Annotated in this window: 15 protein-coding genes; 10 read left to right on the plus strand and 5 right to left on the minus strand. The window is 56.4% G+C overall.

What is annotated here, in order from left to right; translation table 11 throughout:
• Nucleotides 1-135: 135 nt before the first annotated feature.
• From AC0JZ1_RS06295 to AC0JZ1_RS06305, 3 genes are read left to right on the plus strand one after another with little or no spacing between them, the layout of a single operon-like run.
• Entirely contained in the window at nt 136-759 is a 624-nt protein-coding gene (locus AC0JZ1_RS06295; protein WP_471881561.1) for a DUF1285 domain-containing protein, read from the plus strand.
• A 10-nt stretch (nt 760-769) separates the two neighbouring features.
• Complete coding sequence (locus tag AC0JZ1_RS06300; protein WP_471881562.1) at nt 770-1,417, plus strand: CoA pyrophosphatase; 648 nt, start codon at nt 770-772, stop codon at nt 1,415-1,417.
• On the plus strand, nt 1,414-2,676 hold the full coding sequence (locus tag AC0JZ1_RS06305; RefSeq protein WP_471881563.1) for a CCA tRNA nucleotidyltransferase: 1,263 nt from the start codon (nt 1,414-1,416) through the stop codon (nt 2,674-2,676). The genes AC0JZ1_RS06300 and AC0JZ1_RS06305 overlap by 4 nt, the downstream gene beginning before the upstream one ends.
• On the opposite strand, the gene AC0JZ1_RS06310 is transcribed toward AC0JZ1_RS06305, so the two are convergent.
• The 3 genes from AC0JZ1_RS06310 to hemF all read right to left on the minus strand — a co-directional run bounded on the left by AC0JZ1_RS06310 (nt 2,677) and on the right by hemF (nt 4,248).
• The gene (locus tag AC0JZ1_RS06310) at nt 2,677-2,877 is read right to left on the minus strand and encodes a DUF1059 domain-containing protein (RefSeq protein ID WP_471881564.1); all 201 of its coding nucleotides are present in this window, start codon (nt 2,875-2,877) and stop codon (nt 2,677-2,679) included.
• A 98-nt stretch (nt 2,878-2,975) separates the two neighbouring features.
• The gene (locus AC0JZ1_RS06315; RefSeq protein ID WP_471881565.1) at nt 2,976-3,227 is read right to left on the minus strand and encodes a hypothetical protein; all 252 of its coding nucleotides are present in this window, start codon (nt 3,225-3,227) and stop codon (nt 2,976-2,978) included.
• Nucleotides 3,228-3,333: 106 nt separating this feature from the next.
• Entirely contained in the window at nt 3,334-4,248 is a 915-nt protein-coding gene (hemF, locus tag AC0JZ1_RS06320; protein WP_471881566.1) for an oxygen-dependent coproporphyrinogen oxidase, read from the minus strand.
• A gap of 139 nt (nt 4,249-4,387) precedes the next feature.
• Between hemF and AC0JZ1_RS06325 the strand changes: the two genes are divergently transcribed.
• Both AC0JZ1_RS06325 and AC0JZ1_RS06330 read left to right on the plus strand, forming a co-directional pair.
• The gene (locus tag AC0JZ1_RS06325) at nt 4,388-4,645 is read left to right on the plus strand and encodes a hypothetical protein (protein ID WP_471881567.1); all 258 of its coding nucleotides are present in this window, start codon (nt 4,388-4,390) and stop codon (nt 4,643-4,645) included.
• Nucleotides 4,646-4,761: 116 nt separating this feature from the next.
• Nucleotides 4,762-5,721, plus strand: a complete 960-nt coding sequence (locus AC0JZ1_RS06330) for a flagellin N-terminal helical domain-containing protein (RefSeq protein WP_471881568.1) — start codon at nt 4,762-4,764, stop codon at nt 5,719-5,721.
• 206 nt (nt 5,722-5,927) lie between these two features.
• Here AC0JZ1_RS06330 and AC0JZ1_RS06335 read toward each other — a convergent pair whose 3' ends face one another.
• The gene (locus AC0JZ1_RS06335) at nt 5,928-7,172 is read right to left on the minus strand and encodes a hypothetical protein (protein ID WP_471881569.1); all 1,245 of its coding nucleotides are present in this window, start codon (nt 7,170-7,172) and stop codon (nt 5,928-5,930) included.
• Nucleotides 7,173-7,266: 94 nt separating this feature from the next.
• Nucleotides 7,267-7,731 carry a tRNA (cytidine(34)-2'-O)-methyltransferase gene (locus tag AC0JZ1_RS06340; RefSeq protein WP_471881570.1) on the minus strand — a complete coding sequence of 155 codons (465 nt, stop codon included), beginning with the start codon at nt 7,729-7,731 and terminating at the stop codon, nt 7,267-7,269.
• A 375-nt stretch (nt 7,732-8,106) separates the two neighbouring features.
• Between AC0JZ1_RS06340 and AC0JZ1_RS06345 the strand changes: the two genes are divergently transcribed.
• From AC0JZ1_RS06345 to AC0JZ1_RS06365, 5 genes are all read left to right on the plus strand, one after another.
• Nucleotides 8,107-9,960 carry an ABC transporter ATP-binding protein gene (locus AC0JZ1_RS06345; RefSeq protein WP_471881571.1) on the plus strand — a complete coding sequence of 618 codons (1,854 nt, stop codon included), beginning with the start codon at nt 8,107-8,109 and terminating at the stop codon, nt 9,958-9,960.
• A gap of 189 nt (nt 9,961-10,149) precedes the next feature.
• Nucleotides 10,150-11,157 (plus strand): iron ABC transporter substrate-binding protein, encoded by a 1,008-nt coding sequence (locus AC0JZ1_RS06350; protein ID WP_471881572.1) that lies wholly within the window; start codon nt 10,150-10,152, stop codon nt 11,155-11,157.
• Nucleotides 11,158-11,338: 181 nt separating this feature from the next.
• A complete protein-coding gene (locus tag AC0JZ1_RS06355) occupies nt 11,339-12,922 on the plus strand; it encodes an ABC transporter permease (protein ID WP_471881573.1) in 1,584 nt (527 codons plus the stop codon).
• A complete protein-coding gene (locus tag AC0JZ1_RS06360; RefSeq protein WP_471881574.1) occupies nt 12,919-13,956 on the plus strand; it encodes an ABC transporter ATP-binding protein in 1,038 nt (345 codons plus the stop codon). Before AC0JZ1_RS06355 ends, AC0JZ1_RS06360 begins: the two co-directional genes overlap by 4 nt.
• Before the next feature lie 71 nt (nt 13,957-14,027).
• Nucleotides 14,028-15,887: an ABC transporter ATP-binding protein gene (locus tag AC0JZ1_RS06365; RefSeq protein ID WP_471881575.1), complete on the plus strand. Its 1,860-nt coding sequence runs from the start codon at nt 14,028-14,030 to the stop codon at nt 15,885-15,887.
• The last annotated feature ends 77 nt before the right edge of the window (nt 15,888-15,964 follow it).

Below are 15,964 nucleotides of genomic sequence, written 5' to 3' on the forward strand. Positions count from 1 at the left end.
AAGCTTCAAGAATCGCCGTGAACAATTGTGTGCGTTGTCCCGTTCAACTTATTCCCGCGATAGCGGCTGACAAGGACGTTGTGAATGACTATCTCGTGACACATTGGCACTTAACCAGCAACCGTGACTGAAATTATGGCAGAGAGCGAAATCAAAACTGCCGGCGATGCTGCCGGATTGGCCGCCATGATTGCGAGGGCGGCAGAGCAGACGGTAGGCGGCAAGCCCTCATTGCCGCCAGTAGACCGCTGGAACCCGCCGTTTTGCGGCGATCTCGACATGGAAATTCGCAGCGATGGCACCTGGTTTTACCTTGGAACACCCATCGGCAGACCAGCCCTTGTGCGCCTGTTTTCCACTGTTCTGCGCAAGGATGAGGATGGCAAGACCTACCTCGTTACGCCTGTGGAGAAAGTGGGAATTCGTGTGCAGGATGCGCCTTTCCTGGCTGTGGAGATGTCTTTGGAAGAGGTTGGAGGCGGGCAGGTCGTCACGTTCCGTACCAATGTGGGTGATGTTGTCACCGTGGATGCCGACCATCCGTTGCGCTTTGACATTGCCGGTGACAAGAAGGAGTTGAAGCCTTACGTGCTGGTGCGCGGCAGGCTGGAAGCACTTCTATCGCGTGCTGTCATGTACGAGTTGGTGGAGAATGGGGAGGTCGTTGTGATCGACGGTGTGGAGACTTTCGCAGTTCGCTCCCGTGGTCAGGTTTTTCCCATCATGCCTGCTGCGGAACTGGATGCCCTTTCACAATGACTGATGCGCAATGACCAATCCGGTTTTGAACCCCGCTTTTTATTCCGCCGGCGAGTTTCGCCGCCGAGCGCTGAACCAGAGTGGCAGCCCGTTGGACGTGGCCTCGGTGGAACATGGTGACCATGTTCTGAACCCTGCCATGATCGAGCGCGTCTCCGGCCTCAGCCTGAAAGATGCAGCCGTGCTGGTTCCAGTTGTGGATGATCCTGACGGCGCAAAGGTTATTCTGACGCAGCGAACCGCGACGCTTCGAAAGCATTCCGGCCAGATCGCCTTCCCCGGTGGCGGGGTGGACGCGACGGATGGCTCTGTGGAGGCGGCGGCGGTGCGTGAGGCGGAGGAGGAAATCGGCCTTTCTCCTCGTTTCGTGCAGCCGGTGGCGCGGCTTCCGGATTATTTTGCCGCGACGGGTTTTCGCATCACCCCGGTTCTTTCCGTTGTGCAGAGGGGTTTCGAACTGAAGCTCAATCCCACCGAAGTGGACCGGGTATTCGAAGTGCCATTGTCATTTTTGATGGACCCGGCCAATCACGAACGCGGTACACGTCAATTCAATGGTATTGAGCACCATTTTTACCGCATGCCCTATGGGGAGTGGAACATCTGGGGCATTACGGCGGGTATTTTGCGCACGCTCTACGAAAGGCTTTACGCATGACAATGCTTGGCGACCGGGACTGGTTAAGGGACGCCTCCGCTCAGCGCGTTTTTGAACTTCTGAATGCGGATGGCGGCGAGGGCAGGGTCGTTGGTGGAGCTGTACGCAATGCCTTGATGGGGATTGCGATTTCCGACGTGGATTTTGCCACCACCAATCCACCAGAAGAGGTGATGGCTCGCGCCAAACATGCCGGGATCAAGGCAGTCCCCACTGGTTTCGACCATGGCACGGTCACGCTTGTCATCGACGGTCGCGGCTTCGAGGTAACCACGCTGCGAAAGGATGTGGAAACCGACGGACGCCGTGCAAAAGTAAGTTTTGGAACGGACTGGCAGCAGGATGCCGAGCGGCGTGACTTCACCATCAATGCGCTCTATGCCACGGCTGATGGCACCGTGATCGATCTTGTGGATGGGCTGAAAGATATTGAGAGCCGCACGTTGCGCTTCATCGGCGATGCTTCAAGTCGCATTGAAGAAGATTATCTGCGCGTTCTAAGGTTCTTTCGCTTCTTCGCCTATTACGGATCGGGCAGGCCCGATGCGGATGGTTTACGAGCCAGTGCGCGCGCCAAGGATAAGCTCGGTACGCTTTCGGCCGAGCGGGTGTGGAGCGAAATCCGTAAACTGCTGGCAGCGCCTGACCCATCTCGCGCGCTCTTGTGGATGCGTACTTCCGGTGTCCTGACGGCAGTTCTGCCGGAAACGGAGAAGTGGGGTATCGACGCCATCCATGGATTGATTGCAGCGGAACAATCGCTGGGTTGGAAGCCTGATGCGCTGTTGCGACTTTCGTCAATCATTCCGCCGCAAATAGATCGTGTTGAGGCGCTGGCCCAGCGCTTGCGGCTTTCAAAAGCTGAGAGCGAAACGCTGGTGAAGTTTGCGGTGGCACCCAGCTTGACGCCAGAGACTGCCGGGGCGGCACTGGACAGGATGCTCTATCGCAATGGCAAAGCAGGAATCGTTATGCGAATGCGATTGTCGCTTGCTTCGGCTCGTGCGCAAGCCGCAGGAAATGATGAGCAGATGCTGAAAGCGGCGAAGTGGGATGCGCTTTTGAAGCGGGCGGAGGCTTTTACGAAGCCCGCTTTTCCGTTGAGCGGCAGCGATGTAGTAGCGCTTGGAATCAAGCCTGGACCGAAGGTCGGAGAACTCCTCGGTCAGCTCGAAGAGCAATGGATCGAACGGAACTTCATCGACGACCGGGCAGTGCTGACCGCCCGGCTCGAGGAGATGGTTGCCAAAGCTCATTAATCAGGCGGTCGCCGACTGATCTTGGCGTTGCTCATCACGAATACGAGCCTTGATGTTCTCCACCATGGTCTCACGGATGATCGTTTCTCCATGGGTGTCGCGCATGTGATCAACCGCACGACGGACCACTTCTGCGTCCTCGTCGGCACGTGTATGCCATTCGCATCCGGGAACAAGCGTTCCGCATTCGAATAGTCTCATGATCTTTCTCCCTTTGGTTGGGCAGATGCGGAGTTTTAATCCGTATCTGCCGTCTCAACGGGTAGAAGCCTTGTGCGTTCCATGCATCTGGGATGCGGTTATTCCGGCATAGCCCAGGCGTGGAAGACGGAGATTTCCGGCTTTTTCTTCGCGGGTGGCTGAGGGATGCCGGTCTGGCTTCCCTGAACCATCAATTGCCTGCGAACCTGTGCCACGTAGAATGCGTGGGGCAAGTCAGCGTCACTGCGAGCCCTAAGGTCCGCAGCCATGCGATCAATCATTTGCGGTGATGCTGACAAATGAGCTTTGTCAGCTTGCTGGGGTACTGCTACGCTCCTCGATGTGACCATGACGATCCTCCTCCGGTGCAGTCCAATGTGCGCAGAATGATATGTATTGCGCGATTGTCAATGCTCCGCATTGTCACACCGCTTCACGCCAGCGTTAGTTTGCAACTCAAGGCCAGCGCACCATGGGCGGCAGCGATGAAAGAATGGATTCAACATTGCCGCCCGTCTTCAGGCCGAAAATGGTGCCGCGATCGTAGAGCAGATTGAACTCCACGTAGCGACCACGGCGAATCAGTTGCTCTTCACGGTCATCATCGGTCCAGGGCGTATTGAAGTTGGCTCTGACCAGTTGCGGATAGATGTCGCGGAAAGCGCGCCCCACATCCTGCGTGAAGGCGAAGTTCGCATCCCAGCCGCCTTTGTCTTCGCGAGGGTAGAGCCAGTCGTAGAAGATACCGCCGATGCCGCGGGCTTCATTGCGATGCTTCAGGAAGAAATACTCGTCGCACCAGTGCTTCAATGCTTCATAATCCGCGACAGTTTCGTGACGGCGGCAGGCTTGCTCAAGTGCTGCATGAAAAGCGCGGGTGTCAGGATCGTCCTGCGTGCGGCGTCGATCCAGAACGGGCGTCAGGTCGGCACCACCGCCGAACCAGAGCCCGGAAGTGACCACCATGCGCGTATTCATGTGTACGGCTGGCACATTGGGATTGACCGGATGGGCAATCAGCGAAATGCCGGAGGCCCAAAAGCGAGGGTCTTCAGAGGCGCCGGGCATTTGCTTGCGAAATTCCTCGGAAAATTCGCCATGCACGGTGGAGGTGTGGACACCAACCTTTTCGAAAACGCGGCCTTCCATCATGGACATGCGCCCGCCGCCGCCAGCCCCTTCTTCCCGAAGCCAGTCTTTCGGTCGGAAACGACCCGGTGCCCGATCACTCAAAGGGCCGGAAAGTTCATCTTCCAACTGTTCGAAGGAGGAACAGATCTCATCCCGCAAGTTCTCAAACCATGCGCGCGCGCGGGCTTTCTTGTCCTCGATGTCGCCCGGCAGGCCCACCGGGATTTGCGGTCGCTCCATGGTCGTTCCTTTTGCTTCGTCAATGAATGGAGAGGGTTCTAACCATGGGGCCGTTGCAAAGCAACGTCCTGAAAGTCGCAAGCGATTCGACTCGCGCCAGCATTATCTGCTACTATTCACTGTATTAGAGGTAGAGAGCATGGCGAAATTCACACCACCGCCGCTCGACGGCTTGAAGCGCAGGATTGACCGGCATCGGTCCAGTGCTGCTACGCGCACGAGCGGGCATTTTGTGCGGGAAACCTACTGCCTTTCTCGTGAACAGGCGCGTGAAAAAGCACGCGAATGGTTCGATGCCTTCCCCAAAGCTGCGTATTGGACAGAGGTGGAAAGCTGGCGCCAGCTCGATGGCGATCAGATCGAATTTACCATGCGGCGTTTGCCAACTGCCGATTAGCGCGCATTTGTCCGGTGCTGGCAATTTTAGCGATTATTCTAACCTCCGCGCAAATTCTCACTGCTACACGTTAACGAAACGGGACAGATGTCTCGGACGGTTCTAGCGGGGCTTTCATGTCTTCCTACACGGGTAATGCCACAGCTCTGACGACCATTTCAGCCTTGAGCGTGACGTCTCGGGCCAAGACTGAGTCGTCCAACCGCATATCGTCCGGGCTCGCTGTTGAACGCGCAAGCAACAACGCGGCTTATTGGTCTATAGCGACCACGATGAAATCCAGCAGTCTTTCGCTATCGAGCGCGGAAGATTCGCAAGCGATCTCTGCTGCAATTGCCGATACGGCATCCATTGGCATGAATTCGTCCGTCAAAATTCTTGGTGACATCCAGTCGAAGCTGATCCTGTCGAAGTCCGCTGGCGTGGATAAATCGTTTGTGAACAAGGAAATCACGCAGCTGAAGGAGCAGTTGAAGACCGTGGCTCAATCCAGCAATTTCAGCGGCCAGAACTGGCTTCAGACCGAGGCTGGCAAGGCACCGAAAGTCGAATCCATGGTTGGTTCAGTCACCAGCGATGCCAATGGTGACGTTGCCATCAACGTTATCGATTTCGATACGGCCAAGTCTAACCTCGTGGCAAAGGGTGATGCGTCCGACGGTCTGTTGACGCGCTCCTACTCCGGTATCACCAAGTCCGGCGCGGCCTATGATTATCACTTGCTGGATGTGGGCTCCCAAGTGCCAGTGTCCGGCGCATCGGCTGAGATTGCTGTTTCCAACAGTACGACGGGCGAAGAAATTGACGGAATGATTTCGGCCGTCAATAGCATGTTGCGCGGTGCCACGGATGCCGCCGCCGATATCGGCGCGACCAGCAGCAGGATCGGCAGCAACGTCACCTTCCTGCAAGATCTTCAGGACAGTTACGCGAAGGGCGTCTCTAAACTGGTAGATGCCAATATGGAAGAAGAGGCTGTGCGCAATGCCTCCCTTTCCGTCAAGCAACAACTGCAGACGATAGGTCTCAACATAACCAATGCCACGATGGCAAACAGCCTGAAGCTTTTCAGGTAAACGTCTCAGAGGAGATTGATCACCCGACCACGTCTCTTAGTCCCTTGTTGGCGTCGAAGTGTGATCAAAATGAGAGTGCCGGTAAGTCCGCTACCGGCACTCTCTGATTTTTGGGCTATGGGTAAACACAGCGCTTGGACGTTTTGGCACTTCACAGAAGTAGAAAGCTCAAACTCGCTGTCTCTAAGGACATTCCTGGAAATGCTTTAGCGGCCGCGTGGCCGGTTTCGCCGGCTCATGGTTTTTTCTTTTTTCTCAGCGATTGGCACCTGGATGGCAGGCTTCAGCATCTCGACCTCTTCGGGTTGAGGCTGAAGCGTATCCGGCAGAGCCGTGCTTGCAACGAGTGCAGATGTTGACGGTTCAGCCTGTGCCAGCTCAACGTTGGTCGGCTCAACAAGGGGGCTGATCGGCTCGGCAAGGGGCGCGCTGCCCTTATCCTCTGACTGAATGGTTTGAACTGCCTCAGTCGCCGGGGAAGACATTGCGCCTGGGATCTCGCGCTCCACAGCTTTTGTTTCTGCGAGGATCTTCCTCAGCACCTCTGTTACCGGCACGTGGTTGGGAACTTCCGTGTTGGTATGATGGAAGGCGCGGGGCACAATCTCATCGGCTGGAATGCCCTTGCGAGAATTGATATCGCCGAACCAATCCCATTCGCCCATGACATCCACCACATCCGTAAAAACGGGCGGCATGGCAATGCGGGCGCTAATGGTGATGATTTTCACTTTATCGGCCAGCTGCCGTGCACGCTCATTTTCGTTCTCGTGGAGATCGTAAAGGGCCTCGGAAATGACGAGATTGCCTTTCGAGTGACCGACGAGCAGACGGAAGGAGAGGCGGTTGTCGGCCAGGAGCGCGCGTACCGTTTGTGTGTCGAGACTGCCTTGGCTCAGCTTTTCGCTGCTCAGCCGTGTGGCAATGCCAAACTGCGGGCGACCGAAAAATTCGTCTAGCTGCTCGAATGCATGGCGAACCGAATTCATCTGTCCGAACAGGAAATATCCGCCGAGCGATTCAGTCACGGCATCGGCTAACCCGTAGCCGGAAATGACTACCGCAACAGGCCTGCCGGTCGCATCTGCGATGTTTCGGCCCAATGCGGCTGACCCAAGGGCTGAACTGCCGACACCTGCAACTGCCAGAGTATCAATCGAGGCGCCGCCGCTTTGGATGAAGTCATCCACGGTATCGAAGAGTCGAAGCTCGCCGCCGTCTGTCGGCGGAACGATGAGGATGGCGCCTTCCGCCGCCAGGCAGCCGCTGATGTAAAAAGCCTCTTCAGCAGATACAACTTTAACGTCGTAGAAGAAGGAGTCGAGAGTGGTGTTGCGGCGGCGTAGCCCTTCCAGCGCCATATTGCGGGCCGGTGAGTGATACAGTCGTTCCGGCAGGCTAAGTGTCCGCGCGAATTGAGTAATGCCATGCGTGAATGCGGTGGGGAACATTGATGTGTCTCCAAGGCTGGCCATCGTTCATGGGAAGCATTCGCGCGAACAGTTTCGCACAAACACATGCCAGCGCCAATACCACCGATGCGTGTTATTGCAGTGAAGCAATTTGCCGCAGGGCTTCACCTGTGATCATCGCTGCGGACATGGCAACATTTATGGAGCGTTGGCCTTCAACCATTGGAATGAGCAGGCGAGCATCCGCCATGTCATGCACATCATCAGGCACGCCAGCGCTTTCACGACCGAACAGCAGTATATCGTTATCCTTGAAGCTAAATTGCGTATAGGGCTGCGCCGCCTTCGTGGATGCCAGAACCAGCCGTCGTCCTTCGCTCGTCCGCCATTCATCAAATTTCTGCCAGTTGACGTGACGCGTCATGGCAACGCTGGCAAGATAATCCATTCCAGCGCGCTTCAGGTTTTTATCTGAAAGCACAAAGCCTGCCGGTTCAATGATGTCGACTTTGAGACCGAGACAGGCCGCCAATCTGAGAATAGTGCCGGTATTGCCCGGAATATCCGGCTGATAAAGCGCGATCCGCAATCTCGTCATCTCATGGCTCCGAATTGAATTGGCAGCTGTATCGCATTGCGGCATTTGTCGCGCAATCGTCACGCAGCATGTCTTAAGATGTGAAAGAGCTGATCCCGGCTTTTCATTTCAGAGCATCAGTGGTAGTGGAAATGCAGTCTTTAATGCGAGCCACAAAGGAGGGCTACATGGATATTGCCGTGAAATTGCGCCTCCTGCATCCGGCCCCCGTGGCCTTGATCTAAGCGCTCGCAGGCTTCCACTTCTTTTCTCCACACCGTTTCTCTTCGTGGCCGTATCGGCCCCGCCAATTGAATTTCACGAACCTGTCGCCATTTTTGCGCTTTAGCGCGGGAGTTGCGGCCTCGTGTTCCGTCCGATGGAGCCCTTGTTCCTATGTTTGCCTGGTTTGAAAATCGAGTTAACCCCTATCCGGCAGGTGAGCCGGAACTGCCTCCGAAGGGTTTGTTTGCCTTTTGCTGGTACTATACCAAGCCGGTCTGGCCTTGGTTGCTGCTCTTGGGCCTTTGCTCAATGGGCATCGCTATCATTGAAGTGTTTCTCTATCAGTTCCTCGGCAATATCGTGGACTGGCTGAGCAATGCCGACCGGACCACGTTTCTGGCAACCGAAGGCTGGCATCTGACTGGCATGGCGGCACTGCTGCTCCTGGGCCTGCCAGCGATCGGCATCATGCATACGGTGACCATGCATCAGGTCCTTGCCGGCAATTTCCCCATGATTGCCCGCTGGCAGATGCACCGCTTCCTGCTGCGTCACTCCATGACCTTCTTTGCCAATGAATTTGCTGGCCGCGTTTCGACAAAGGTTATGCAAACGGCACTGGCCGTGCGCGAAGCAACGATGAAGATCATCGATGTCTTTGTCTATGCGCTCAGCTTCTTCATTTCCATGCTGGCGCTGGTGGCTGCCGTTGATTGGCGTCTCGGCGTGCCGCTGGTGGCCTGGATCGTGATCTATGGCCTGATTCTGCGTTACTTCATTCCCAAATTGCGGAAAAGCTCGAGTGAGCAGGCTGATGCGCGCTCCATGATGACAGGGCGCATTGTCGATAGTTATACCAATATCGCCACTGTTAAGCTGTTCTCTCATGCCGGGCGTGAGGAAACCTATGCCCGTGAAGGCATGGATGAGTTCCTTGGCACGGTTCATCGCCAGATGCGACAGATTTCGCTGTTGAACATGGCTGTCGATATCAACAATGCCCTTGTTCAGTTCTCCGTCGCCGCGCTCGGCATATGGTTCTGGCTGCAGGGCAGCGTTTCCGTTGGAGCGATTGCTGTGGCCATTGGCCTTTCCATGCGCATCAACGGCATGTCGCAGTGGATCATGTGGGAAGTTGCAGCCCTGTTCGAAGCCGTTGGCACGATCTACGACGGCATGAACATGATGACAAAATCGCACGACATCGTCGATAAACCTTCCGCCAAGGCACTGGCCGCGCCGCAGGGTGAGATCGTCTATGAGGGCGTTCGTTTCCACTACGGCAAGCAAAAGGGCGTGATCGAAGACTTCTCCCTGAAAATCAAAGCGGGTGAAAAGGTAGGTCTCGTCGGTCGCTCCGGTGCTGGCAAGACAACCCTCATGAACTTGCTGTTGCGCTTCTATGACGTTGAGAAGGGCCGAATTGTCATCGATGGTCAGGATATCTCGCAAGTGTCGCAGGATAGCCTTCGTGCTCTCATTGGCGTCGTGACGCAGGACACTTCGTTGCTGCATCGCTCGATCCGCGACAACATTTCCTATGGCCGTCCGGATGCCACGGATGCTGAGATCATTGAGGCTGCAAAGCGCGCCAACGCCTGGGACTTCATCCAGTCACTGGCCGACCAGCAGGGGCGCACGGGTCTCGATGCACATGTAGGCGAACGCGGCGTGAAGCTTTCCGGCGGTCAGCGCCAGCGCATCGCTATTGCCCGTGTGTTCCTGAAAGATGCGCCGATTCTCATTCTGGACGAAGCGACTTCTGCGCTCGATTCGGAAGTAGAAGCAGCCATTCAGGAGAGCCTGTTCAAGTTGATTGAGGATAAGACGGTGATTGCAATCGCGCACCGCCTCTCCACTCTCACGCAGATGGATCGCCTGATCGTTCTGGATAAGGGGCACATCATCGAGCAGGGCACTCATTCGGAACTGGTGGCCCATTGCGGCATCTATGCTGATCTTTGGAATCGCCAGTCCGGTGGCTTCCTTGGTGATGACGATGCGGAAACGGAAGCGGCGGAGTAACTCGCCGCCCATCACGCCTTTGCCTATCCCGGTGGCGCTGCCAAAGCCCCGCCGGGCCCACTCACTCTGCCTCCGGTCGTGGCAACGCACTTATTTTTCACAAAGACCATGTTAAAACTTGAAAGTTCTAATCACATTAATTTATAGAGCCTCCAACCCGCCGCGAGTGGCCTGTTAAGGGAGATTTTGATGAAGTCTGTCAGCCGTTTTTCAGCGCTTTTTGCTGTGCTGCTTGCAAGCGCAGGTTTTTCGAGCGTGGTTTACGCCGCCGATGGCGAAGGCATTGTGGTCTATAACGCACAGCACGAAAGCCTGGGCCGGGAATGGATTGACGCCTTCACCAAGGCCACTGGGATCAAGGTGACCATGCGCCAGGGCGGCGACATGCAGTTCGCCAACCAGCTTATCCAGGAGGGCGATGCATCTCCGGCTGACGTATTCCTGACCGAGAATTCCCCGGCGATGGCCCTTGTCGATGGTGCAGGTCTTTTTGCGCCGGTGGAACAGGGTACGCTTGCCCAGGTTCCTGAACAGTTCCGCCCTGCGAATGGCAACTGGACTGGCATTGCAGGCCGCTCCACGGTTTTTGCCTATGACAAGACCAAGTTGACAGAAGACAAGCTTCCTAAGTCCATGCTCGATCTTGCTGACCCTGCGTGGAAGGGCCGCTGGGGTGCTTCTCCGGCAGGAGCTGATTTCCAGGCGATTGTCGGCGCGCTTTTGTCTCTGAAGGGCGAACAGGAAACCGCCAAGTGGCTAAAGGCAATGAAGGAAAACTTCGTTGCCTATAAGGGTAACAGCGTCGCCATGAAGGCGGTCAACGCCCATGAAGTCGAAGGCGCGGTCATCTATCACTATTACTGGTTCGGCGATCAGGCAAAGACTGGCGAAAACAGCAAGAACGTGGGTCTGCATTACTTCCGCAATCAGGACCCAGGGGCATTCCTCAGCGTTTCCGGCGGTGGCGTGCTCAAGTCCAGCAAGCATCAAAAGGAAGCGCAGGAATTCCTGAAGTTCGTAACCGGCAAGGGCGGCCAGGAAATCCTCAAGAACGGTACATCGTTCGAATATGCAATCAATGGCGATTCCAACGCCAAGCTGGTTCCGATCAAGGATCTGCAGGCGCCCAAGGTTGATGCATCCAAGCTCGACAGCAAGAAGGTTGTCGAGTTGATGACAGCCGCTGGTCTCCTTTAATCAGTGCCAAATCTGTTGAGTTCTGCTCAACAAGCTTTTAATCATCACGACGACCGCGGCGCATGACCGCGGTCGTTTTCCATATCGGGACCGGTGTCATGCCGGACCTGCTCCGTCATCTTGTTCAGGCGGGTCGCAAGCCTTTGCATGTGTGTTGATCCGTGAAGTGAAGGGTTCTCTGTTGCAGCGTGCCTCATTGACGAGGCGGCCAGCTGGCCGCTCTGGAGGATTTCGGCTTCTGCCCGCGCTGCGTTCGCATCCTGTCGCAACGCTGCTCGCCCTTGCCGTCGCGCTGTTCAGCCTCCTGCCGCTGGGTTTCATCGCGCTTGTCACCTTCGATGTTGGCTGGGATACAGTACGGGCGCTCGTGTTTCGCCCGCGTGTGGGTGAGCTTCTGGTCAATACCATCTATCTGGAAGTGGCAACGATCCCGATCTCCATCCTCGTGGCCGTCGGTCTTGCCTGGTTGACGGAGAGAACCGATCTGCCCTTCCGGCGCTTCTTTTCAGGGCTTGCTGTTGCGCCGCTTGCAATTCCCGCTTTCGTACACAGCTATGCCTGGATAACTGTTCTGCCCGGTATGCGCGGGCTGTGGAGCGCGGTGTTCGTCGCGGTTCTGGCCTACTATCCTTTCCTCTATTTGCCTGTCGCCGCTGCGATACGCCGTCTTGATCCCGCATTGGAAGATGCGGGCGCTTCCCTTGGCCTTTCGCCTTTCTGGATTTTCGTGCGTATTGTTCTGCCGCAATTGCGATTGGCCGTCTGTGGCGGTTCGCTGCTGATCGCGTTGCATCTCTTGTCGGAATACGGTCTGTTCGTGATGATCCGCTTTGACACCTTCGCGACGGCGATCGTTGACCAGTTCCAATCGTCCTACAACAGCCCGGCTTCGAACATGTTGGGCGGGGTGCTGGTTTTCTGCTGTCTTGTGCTTCTGCTTTTGGAAATCATTTTGCGCGGCAACGAACGTTACGCGCGTGTCGGCACCGGTACACCACGGCCCGTCAACAGACGTCGGCTGGGCTGGTTGACGCTGCCTTGCCTGCTCGCGCCTGTAGCCGTTGCAGCTTTGGCAATCGGTGTGCCGCTGTTCACGCTGGGCCAGTGGCTTTGGTTCGGCGGCATTGTCATCTGGCAGGCGGATATGCTTGGCAACGCGCTCATCCAGACAATTCTTCTGTCTCTGGCAGGAGGCGTGCTTGCAACGCTGCTGGCGGCACCGATGGCCTGGCTTTCTGTGCGCGCACCTGGTCGTGTGCAGCGCGTTCTGGAAGCGTGCCATTATTATGTCGGCTCTCTTCCCGGCGTCGTTGTGGCGCTGGCTCTGGTCACCGTCACAGTGCGGTATTTCATGCCGCTTTACCAAACATTCGCCACCCTGCTTGCGGCTTACGTCCTGTTGTTCTTGCCGCGCGCCATGGTCGGTTTGCGCACGAGTATTGCACAGGCTCCGGTGGAGCTGGAACGGGCGGCCACCGCGCTTGGCCGGACACCGCGCCAGGCTGTCGTGGAAATTACGTTCAGGCTGGCTGCCCCTGGTGCCGCCGCCAGCGTGGCGCTTGCGGCACTTGGCATTGCTAATGAGCTGACGGCAACTCTGATGCTGTCGCCGCTTGGGGTCGATACGCTCGCCACGCGCTTCTGGTCTCTCACCAGCGAAATCGATTATGTCTCCGCGGCACCCTATGCAGTGATGATGGTGGTGCTTTCCATGCCAATGACGCTTTATCTTCATATTCAATCCAAGCGGGTAGCAGGACAATGACCGTGCTTTCCATCGATAAAGTCAGCAAGTGCTATGGCAAGGTGCAGGCGCTGGATCAGGTGAGCCTCGAAGCAGGCTCGGGCATGCGCACCGCAGTGGTTGGTCCCTCCGGCTCTGGCAAGACGACGCTTCTCAGGATGATCGCAGGCTTTGAAACGCCGGATGAAGGCAGCGTCTGCGTGAACGAGGAACTCCTGGCGGATGCGACATGTTCTGTCCCCGCTCACCTGCGAGGTATCGGTATCGTTGCGCAGGATGGCGCGCTCTTTCCGCATCTGACAGTTGCCGATAACATCGGCTTTGGCATCGCCCGAGGAAATCGAGAGCGGCGGGAACGCATCCTTTCGCTGCTGGATATGGTTGAGCTGGACCGAGGCATGCTGGCGCGCCGCCCGCATCAGCTGTCTGGCGGGCAGCAACAGCGTGTAGCTCTGGCGCGTGCCTTGGCTTGCCGCCCGCGCCTGATGTTGCTGGACGAGCCCTTCTCTGCGCTTGATACCGGGTTACGGGAAAACATGCGCAAGACGGTGTCGCGTGTTCTGCAATCGGCCGGTGTCACCACCATTCTTGTAACGCATGATCAGGAGGAAGCACTTTCCTTTGCTGACCGGCTGGTGGTGATGCGCGAGGGCAGGGTGGTGCAGGCGGGTACGCCGCGGGATCTCTATTTCCATCCAACGGATCGCGCCACGGCACTGTTCATGGGCGATGCCGTTCTGCTGCCCGCTATCGCCAAAGGCCATGTTGCGAACTGCGCCCTGGGGAATGTCGCGATTGCAGGCGAACACAAGGGCAAGGTGGAGATCATGCTGCGGCCTGAACAGATCCGCATTGCCACAGACGGCAGCCAGCAGGACAATACAGGTCAGGTCGTGGATGTCGAATTTGCCGGTTCAACCTCCACAATCGCTGTTGCGCTGAACGGTGCAGCTTTGCCGCCAATCCGCATCAAGACCTCCAGCGTCGCACTCCCTGCTCCCGGCGATTATGTGCGTCTGGATGTGGCTGAAAAGGCGCATGTCCTATTGGGATAATTTTTCCGTTTCATACAAGGTGGACGGTGTTTAACTTTGCCGCTTGGCGGAATCCGCCTATATCGGCTTCCATGATCTTTTCCGCTATCGCTCGCCGCTTCGAGACCTTTTTAGATCCCTTTGGGCCAAAGCATGACCTGCGCCCACCAGCCGGGACTATCCCCTTTATCTGGTTTTACATTCGCCAGGCAAAGACACCATTTTTCGTGATGTTGGTGTTGGGTGGAATGACGGCTGCGATTGAAGCAGCATTGTTTTGGTTTGTGGGACGCCTGGTGGATATCCTTGCGACCGTCGATAAGGCAGCAGGCTGGTCCGGCCTTTTGGCGTCACATGGTTGGGAACTGGCTGGAATGCTGGTTCTGATCGCTGTTGTGCGGTTTCTTGTCGCTATGGCCAATGCGCTTGTGGATCAACAGATTATAACGCCGGGCTTTTATAATCTGGTGCGTTGGCAATCATACCAGCATGTTGCTCGACAATCTCTTTCGTTCTTTCAGAACGATTTTGCCGGGCGTATCGTTACCAAGGTTTGGTCCGGCGGGCAGGCAACTGGCGATCTCGTAACCTCTCTGATGGAAAGCGTCTGGTTTGTCGCGATCTATTCGGTCTCCATGTTGACCCTGGTCGGCGGTCTGGATTGGCGGCTGACAGTGATTGTCCTTGTCTGGGTGGCGATTTTCTCCATGCTGGCACGCTATTTCGTACCGCGCATCCGCTATCATTCGCGGGAAACCGCGGAAGCAGCTTCCATGCTCAGCGGACGCATGGTTGATTCCTACAGCAATATCCAGACGCTTCGCCTTTTTGGACGCAACGAGGCCAATGACCGCTACATGCGGGAAGGCTTTGAGGTGTTTCAGGGAACGACCCTGATGTTCACCCGCTTCATTACGGGTGTACGGGCCTCCATGGCACTCCTATCCGGCATCATGATTAGCAGCATGGCGGCGCTGTGCATCCATCTCTGGCTTGCGGGCAAGATCAGTTCTGGTGCCGTGGCTTTCACGCTCGCGCTCGTTCTCCGGTTGAACTTCCTCCTTGGCCGCCTCATGACGCAGTTTAACGGCATCATGCGCAACTATGGCACGGTCCAGAATGCGGCAGAGCTGATTTCCCAGCCTATCGATTTGCAGGATGAACCGAATGCGCCAGATTTGCAGATCGGCCAGCCGGTAATTCGCTTCGAGAATGTCAGCTTTCACTATGGCCGCGGAAAAGGCGTCATCGACCGTCTGGATCTTACCATTGAGGCGGGGGAGAAGGTTGGGATCGTGGGACGCTCCGGTGCCGGCAAATCGACACTCGTCAATCTGCTGCTGCGCTTTTATGATCTGGAATCGGGCCGTATTCTGATCGATGGACAGGATATTGCGAAGGTTTCTCAGGAGTCCCTTCGGGCGCAGATCGGAATGGTGACGCAGGATACGTCGCTGCTGCATCGCTCTATCCGCGACAATATTCTCTTTGGGCGCCCGGGCGCGACTGAAGCTCAGTTGATCGAAGCAACTCGTCAAGCAGAGGCCTATGATTTCATCCAAAAGCTGGTGGATCAAAAGGGCAGAACCGGGTTTGATGCGCATGTTGGCGAACGCGGCGTCAAGCTCTCTGGGGGCCAGCGTCAGCGCGTTGCTATTGCGCGCGTGATGCTAAAAGATGCTCCCATCCTGATTTTGGATGAAGCAACATCAGCACTCGATTCCGAGGTGGAAGCTGCCATTCAGGCGCATCTGCATGAACTGATGAAGGGCAAGACAGTTCTTGCCATCGCGCACCGCCTGTCCACGATTGCAGCATTGGATCGGTTGATCGTCATGGATGTCGGTCGCATCGTGGAGCAGGGCAGTCACGCGGAACTTGTATCCAAGCAAGGGCTCTATGCGGAACTATGGTCCCGCCAATCGGGCGGCTTTCTTGGCTCGCAGGCGTGATGAATAGCTTTCGTCTACGTAGACCTGAAGTCTGAGGACGATTTGATCTATCTCAAATACGGGTACTCACACCGTCG

Source organism: Affinirhizobium capsici (assembly GCF_977018625.1).

Bases quoted from the DNA above. Each gene is read 5' to 3' on its own strand.
- AC0JZ1_RS06295 (WP_471881561.1), top strand. From the start codon at position 136: ATGGCAGAGAGCGAAATCAAAACTGCCGGCGATGCTGCCGGATTGGCC.
- AC0JZ1_RS06300 (WP_471881562.1), top strand. From the start codon at position 770: ATGACCAATCCGGTTTTGAACCCCGCTTTTTATTCCGCCGGCGAGTTT.
- AC0JZ1_RS06305 (WP_471881563.1), top strand. From the start codon at position 1,414: ATGACAATGCTTGGCGACCGGGACTGGTTAAGGGACGCCTCCGCTCAG.
- AC0JZ1_RS06310 (WP_471881564.1), bottom strand. From the start codon at position 2,877: ATGAGACTATTCGAATGCGGAACGCTTGTTCCCGGATGCGAATGGCAT.
- AC0JZ1_RS06315 (WP_471881565.1), bottom strand. From the start codon at position 3,227: ATGGTCACATCGAGGAGCGTAGCAGTACCCCAGCAAGCTGACAAAGCT.
- hemF (WP_471881566.1), bottom strand. From the start codon at position 4,248: ATGGAGCGACCGCAAATCCCGGTGGGCCTGCCGGGCGACATCGAGGAC.
- AC0JZ1_RS06325 (WP_471881567.1), top strand. From the start codon at position 4,388: ATGGCGAAATTCACACCACCGCCGCTCGACGGCTTGAAGCGCAGGATT.
- AC0JZ1_RS06330 (WP_471881568.1), top strand. From the start codon at position 4,762: ATGTCTTCCTACACGGGTAATGCCACAGCTCTGACGACCATTTCAGCC.
- AC0JZ1_RS06335 (WP_471881569.1), bottom strand. From the start codon at position 7,172: ATGTTCCCCACCGCATTCACGCATGGCATTACTCAATTCGCGCGGACA.
- AC0JZ1_RS06340 (WP_471881570.1), bottom strand. From the start codon at position 7,731: ATGACGAGATTGCGGATCGCGCTTTATCAGCCGGATATTCCGGGCAAT.
- AC0JZ1_RS06345 (WP_471881571.1), top strand. From the start codon at position 8,107: ATGTTTGCCTGGTTTGAAAATCGAGTTAACCCCTATCCGGCAGGTGAG.
- AC0JZ1_RS06350 (WP_471881572.1), top strand. From the start codon at position 10,150: ATGAAGTCTGTCAGCCGTTTTTCAGCGCTTTTTGCTGTGCTGCTTGCA.
- AC0JZ1_RS06360 (WP_471881574.1), top strand. From the start codon at position 12,919: ATGACCGTGCTTTCCATCGATAAAGTCAGCAAGTGCTATGGCAAGGTG.
- AC0JZ1_RS06365 (WP_471881575.1), top strand. From the start codon at position 14,028: ATGATCTTTTCCGCTATCGCTCGCCGCTTCGAGACCTTTTTAGATCCC.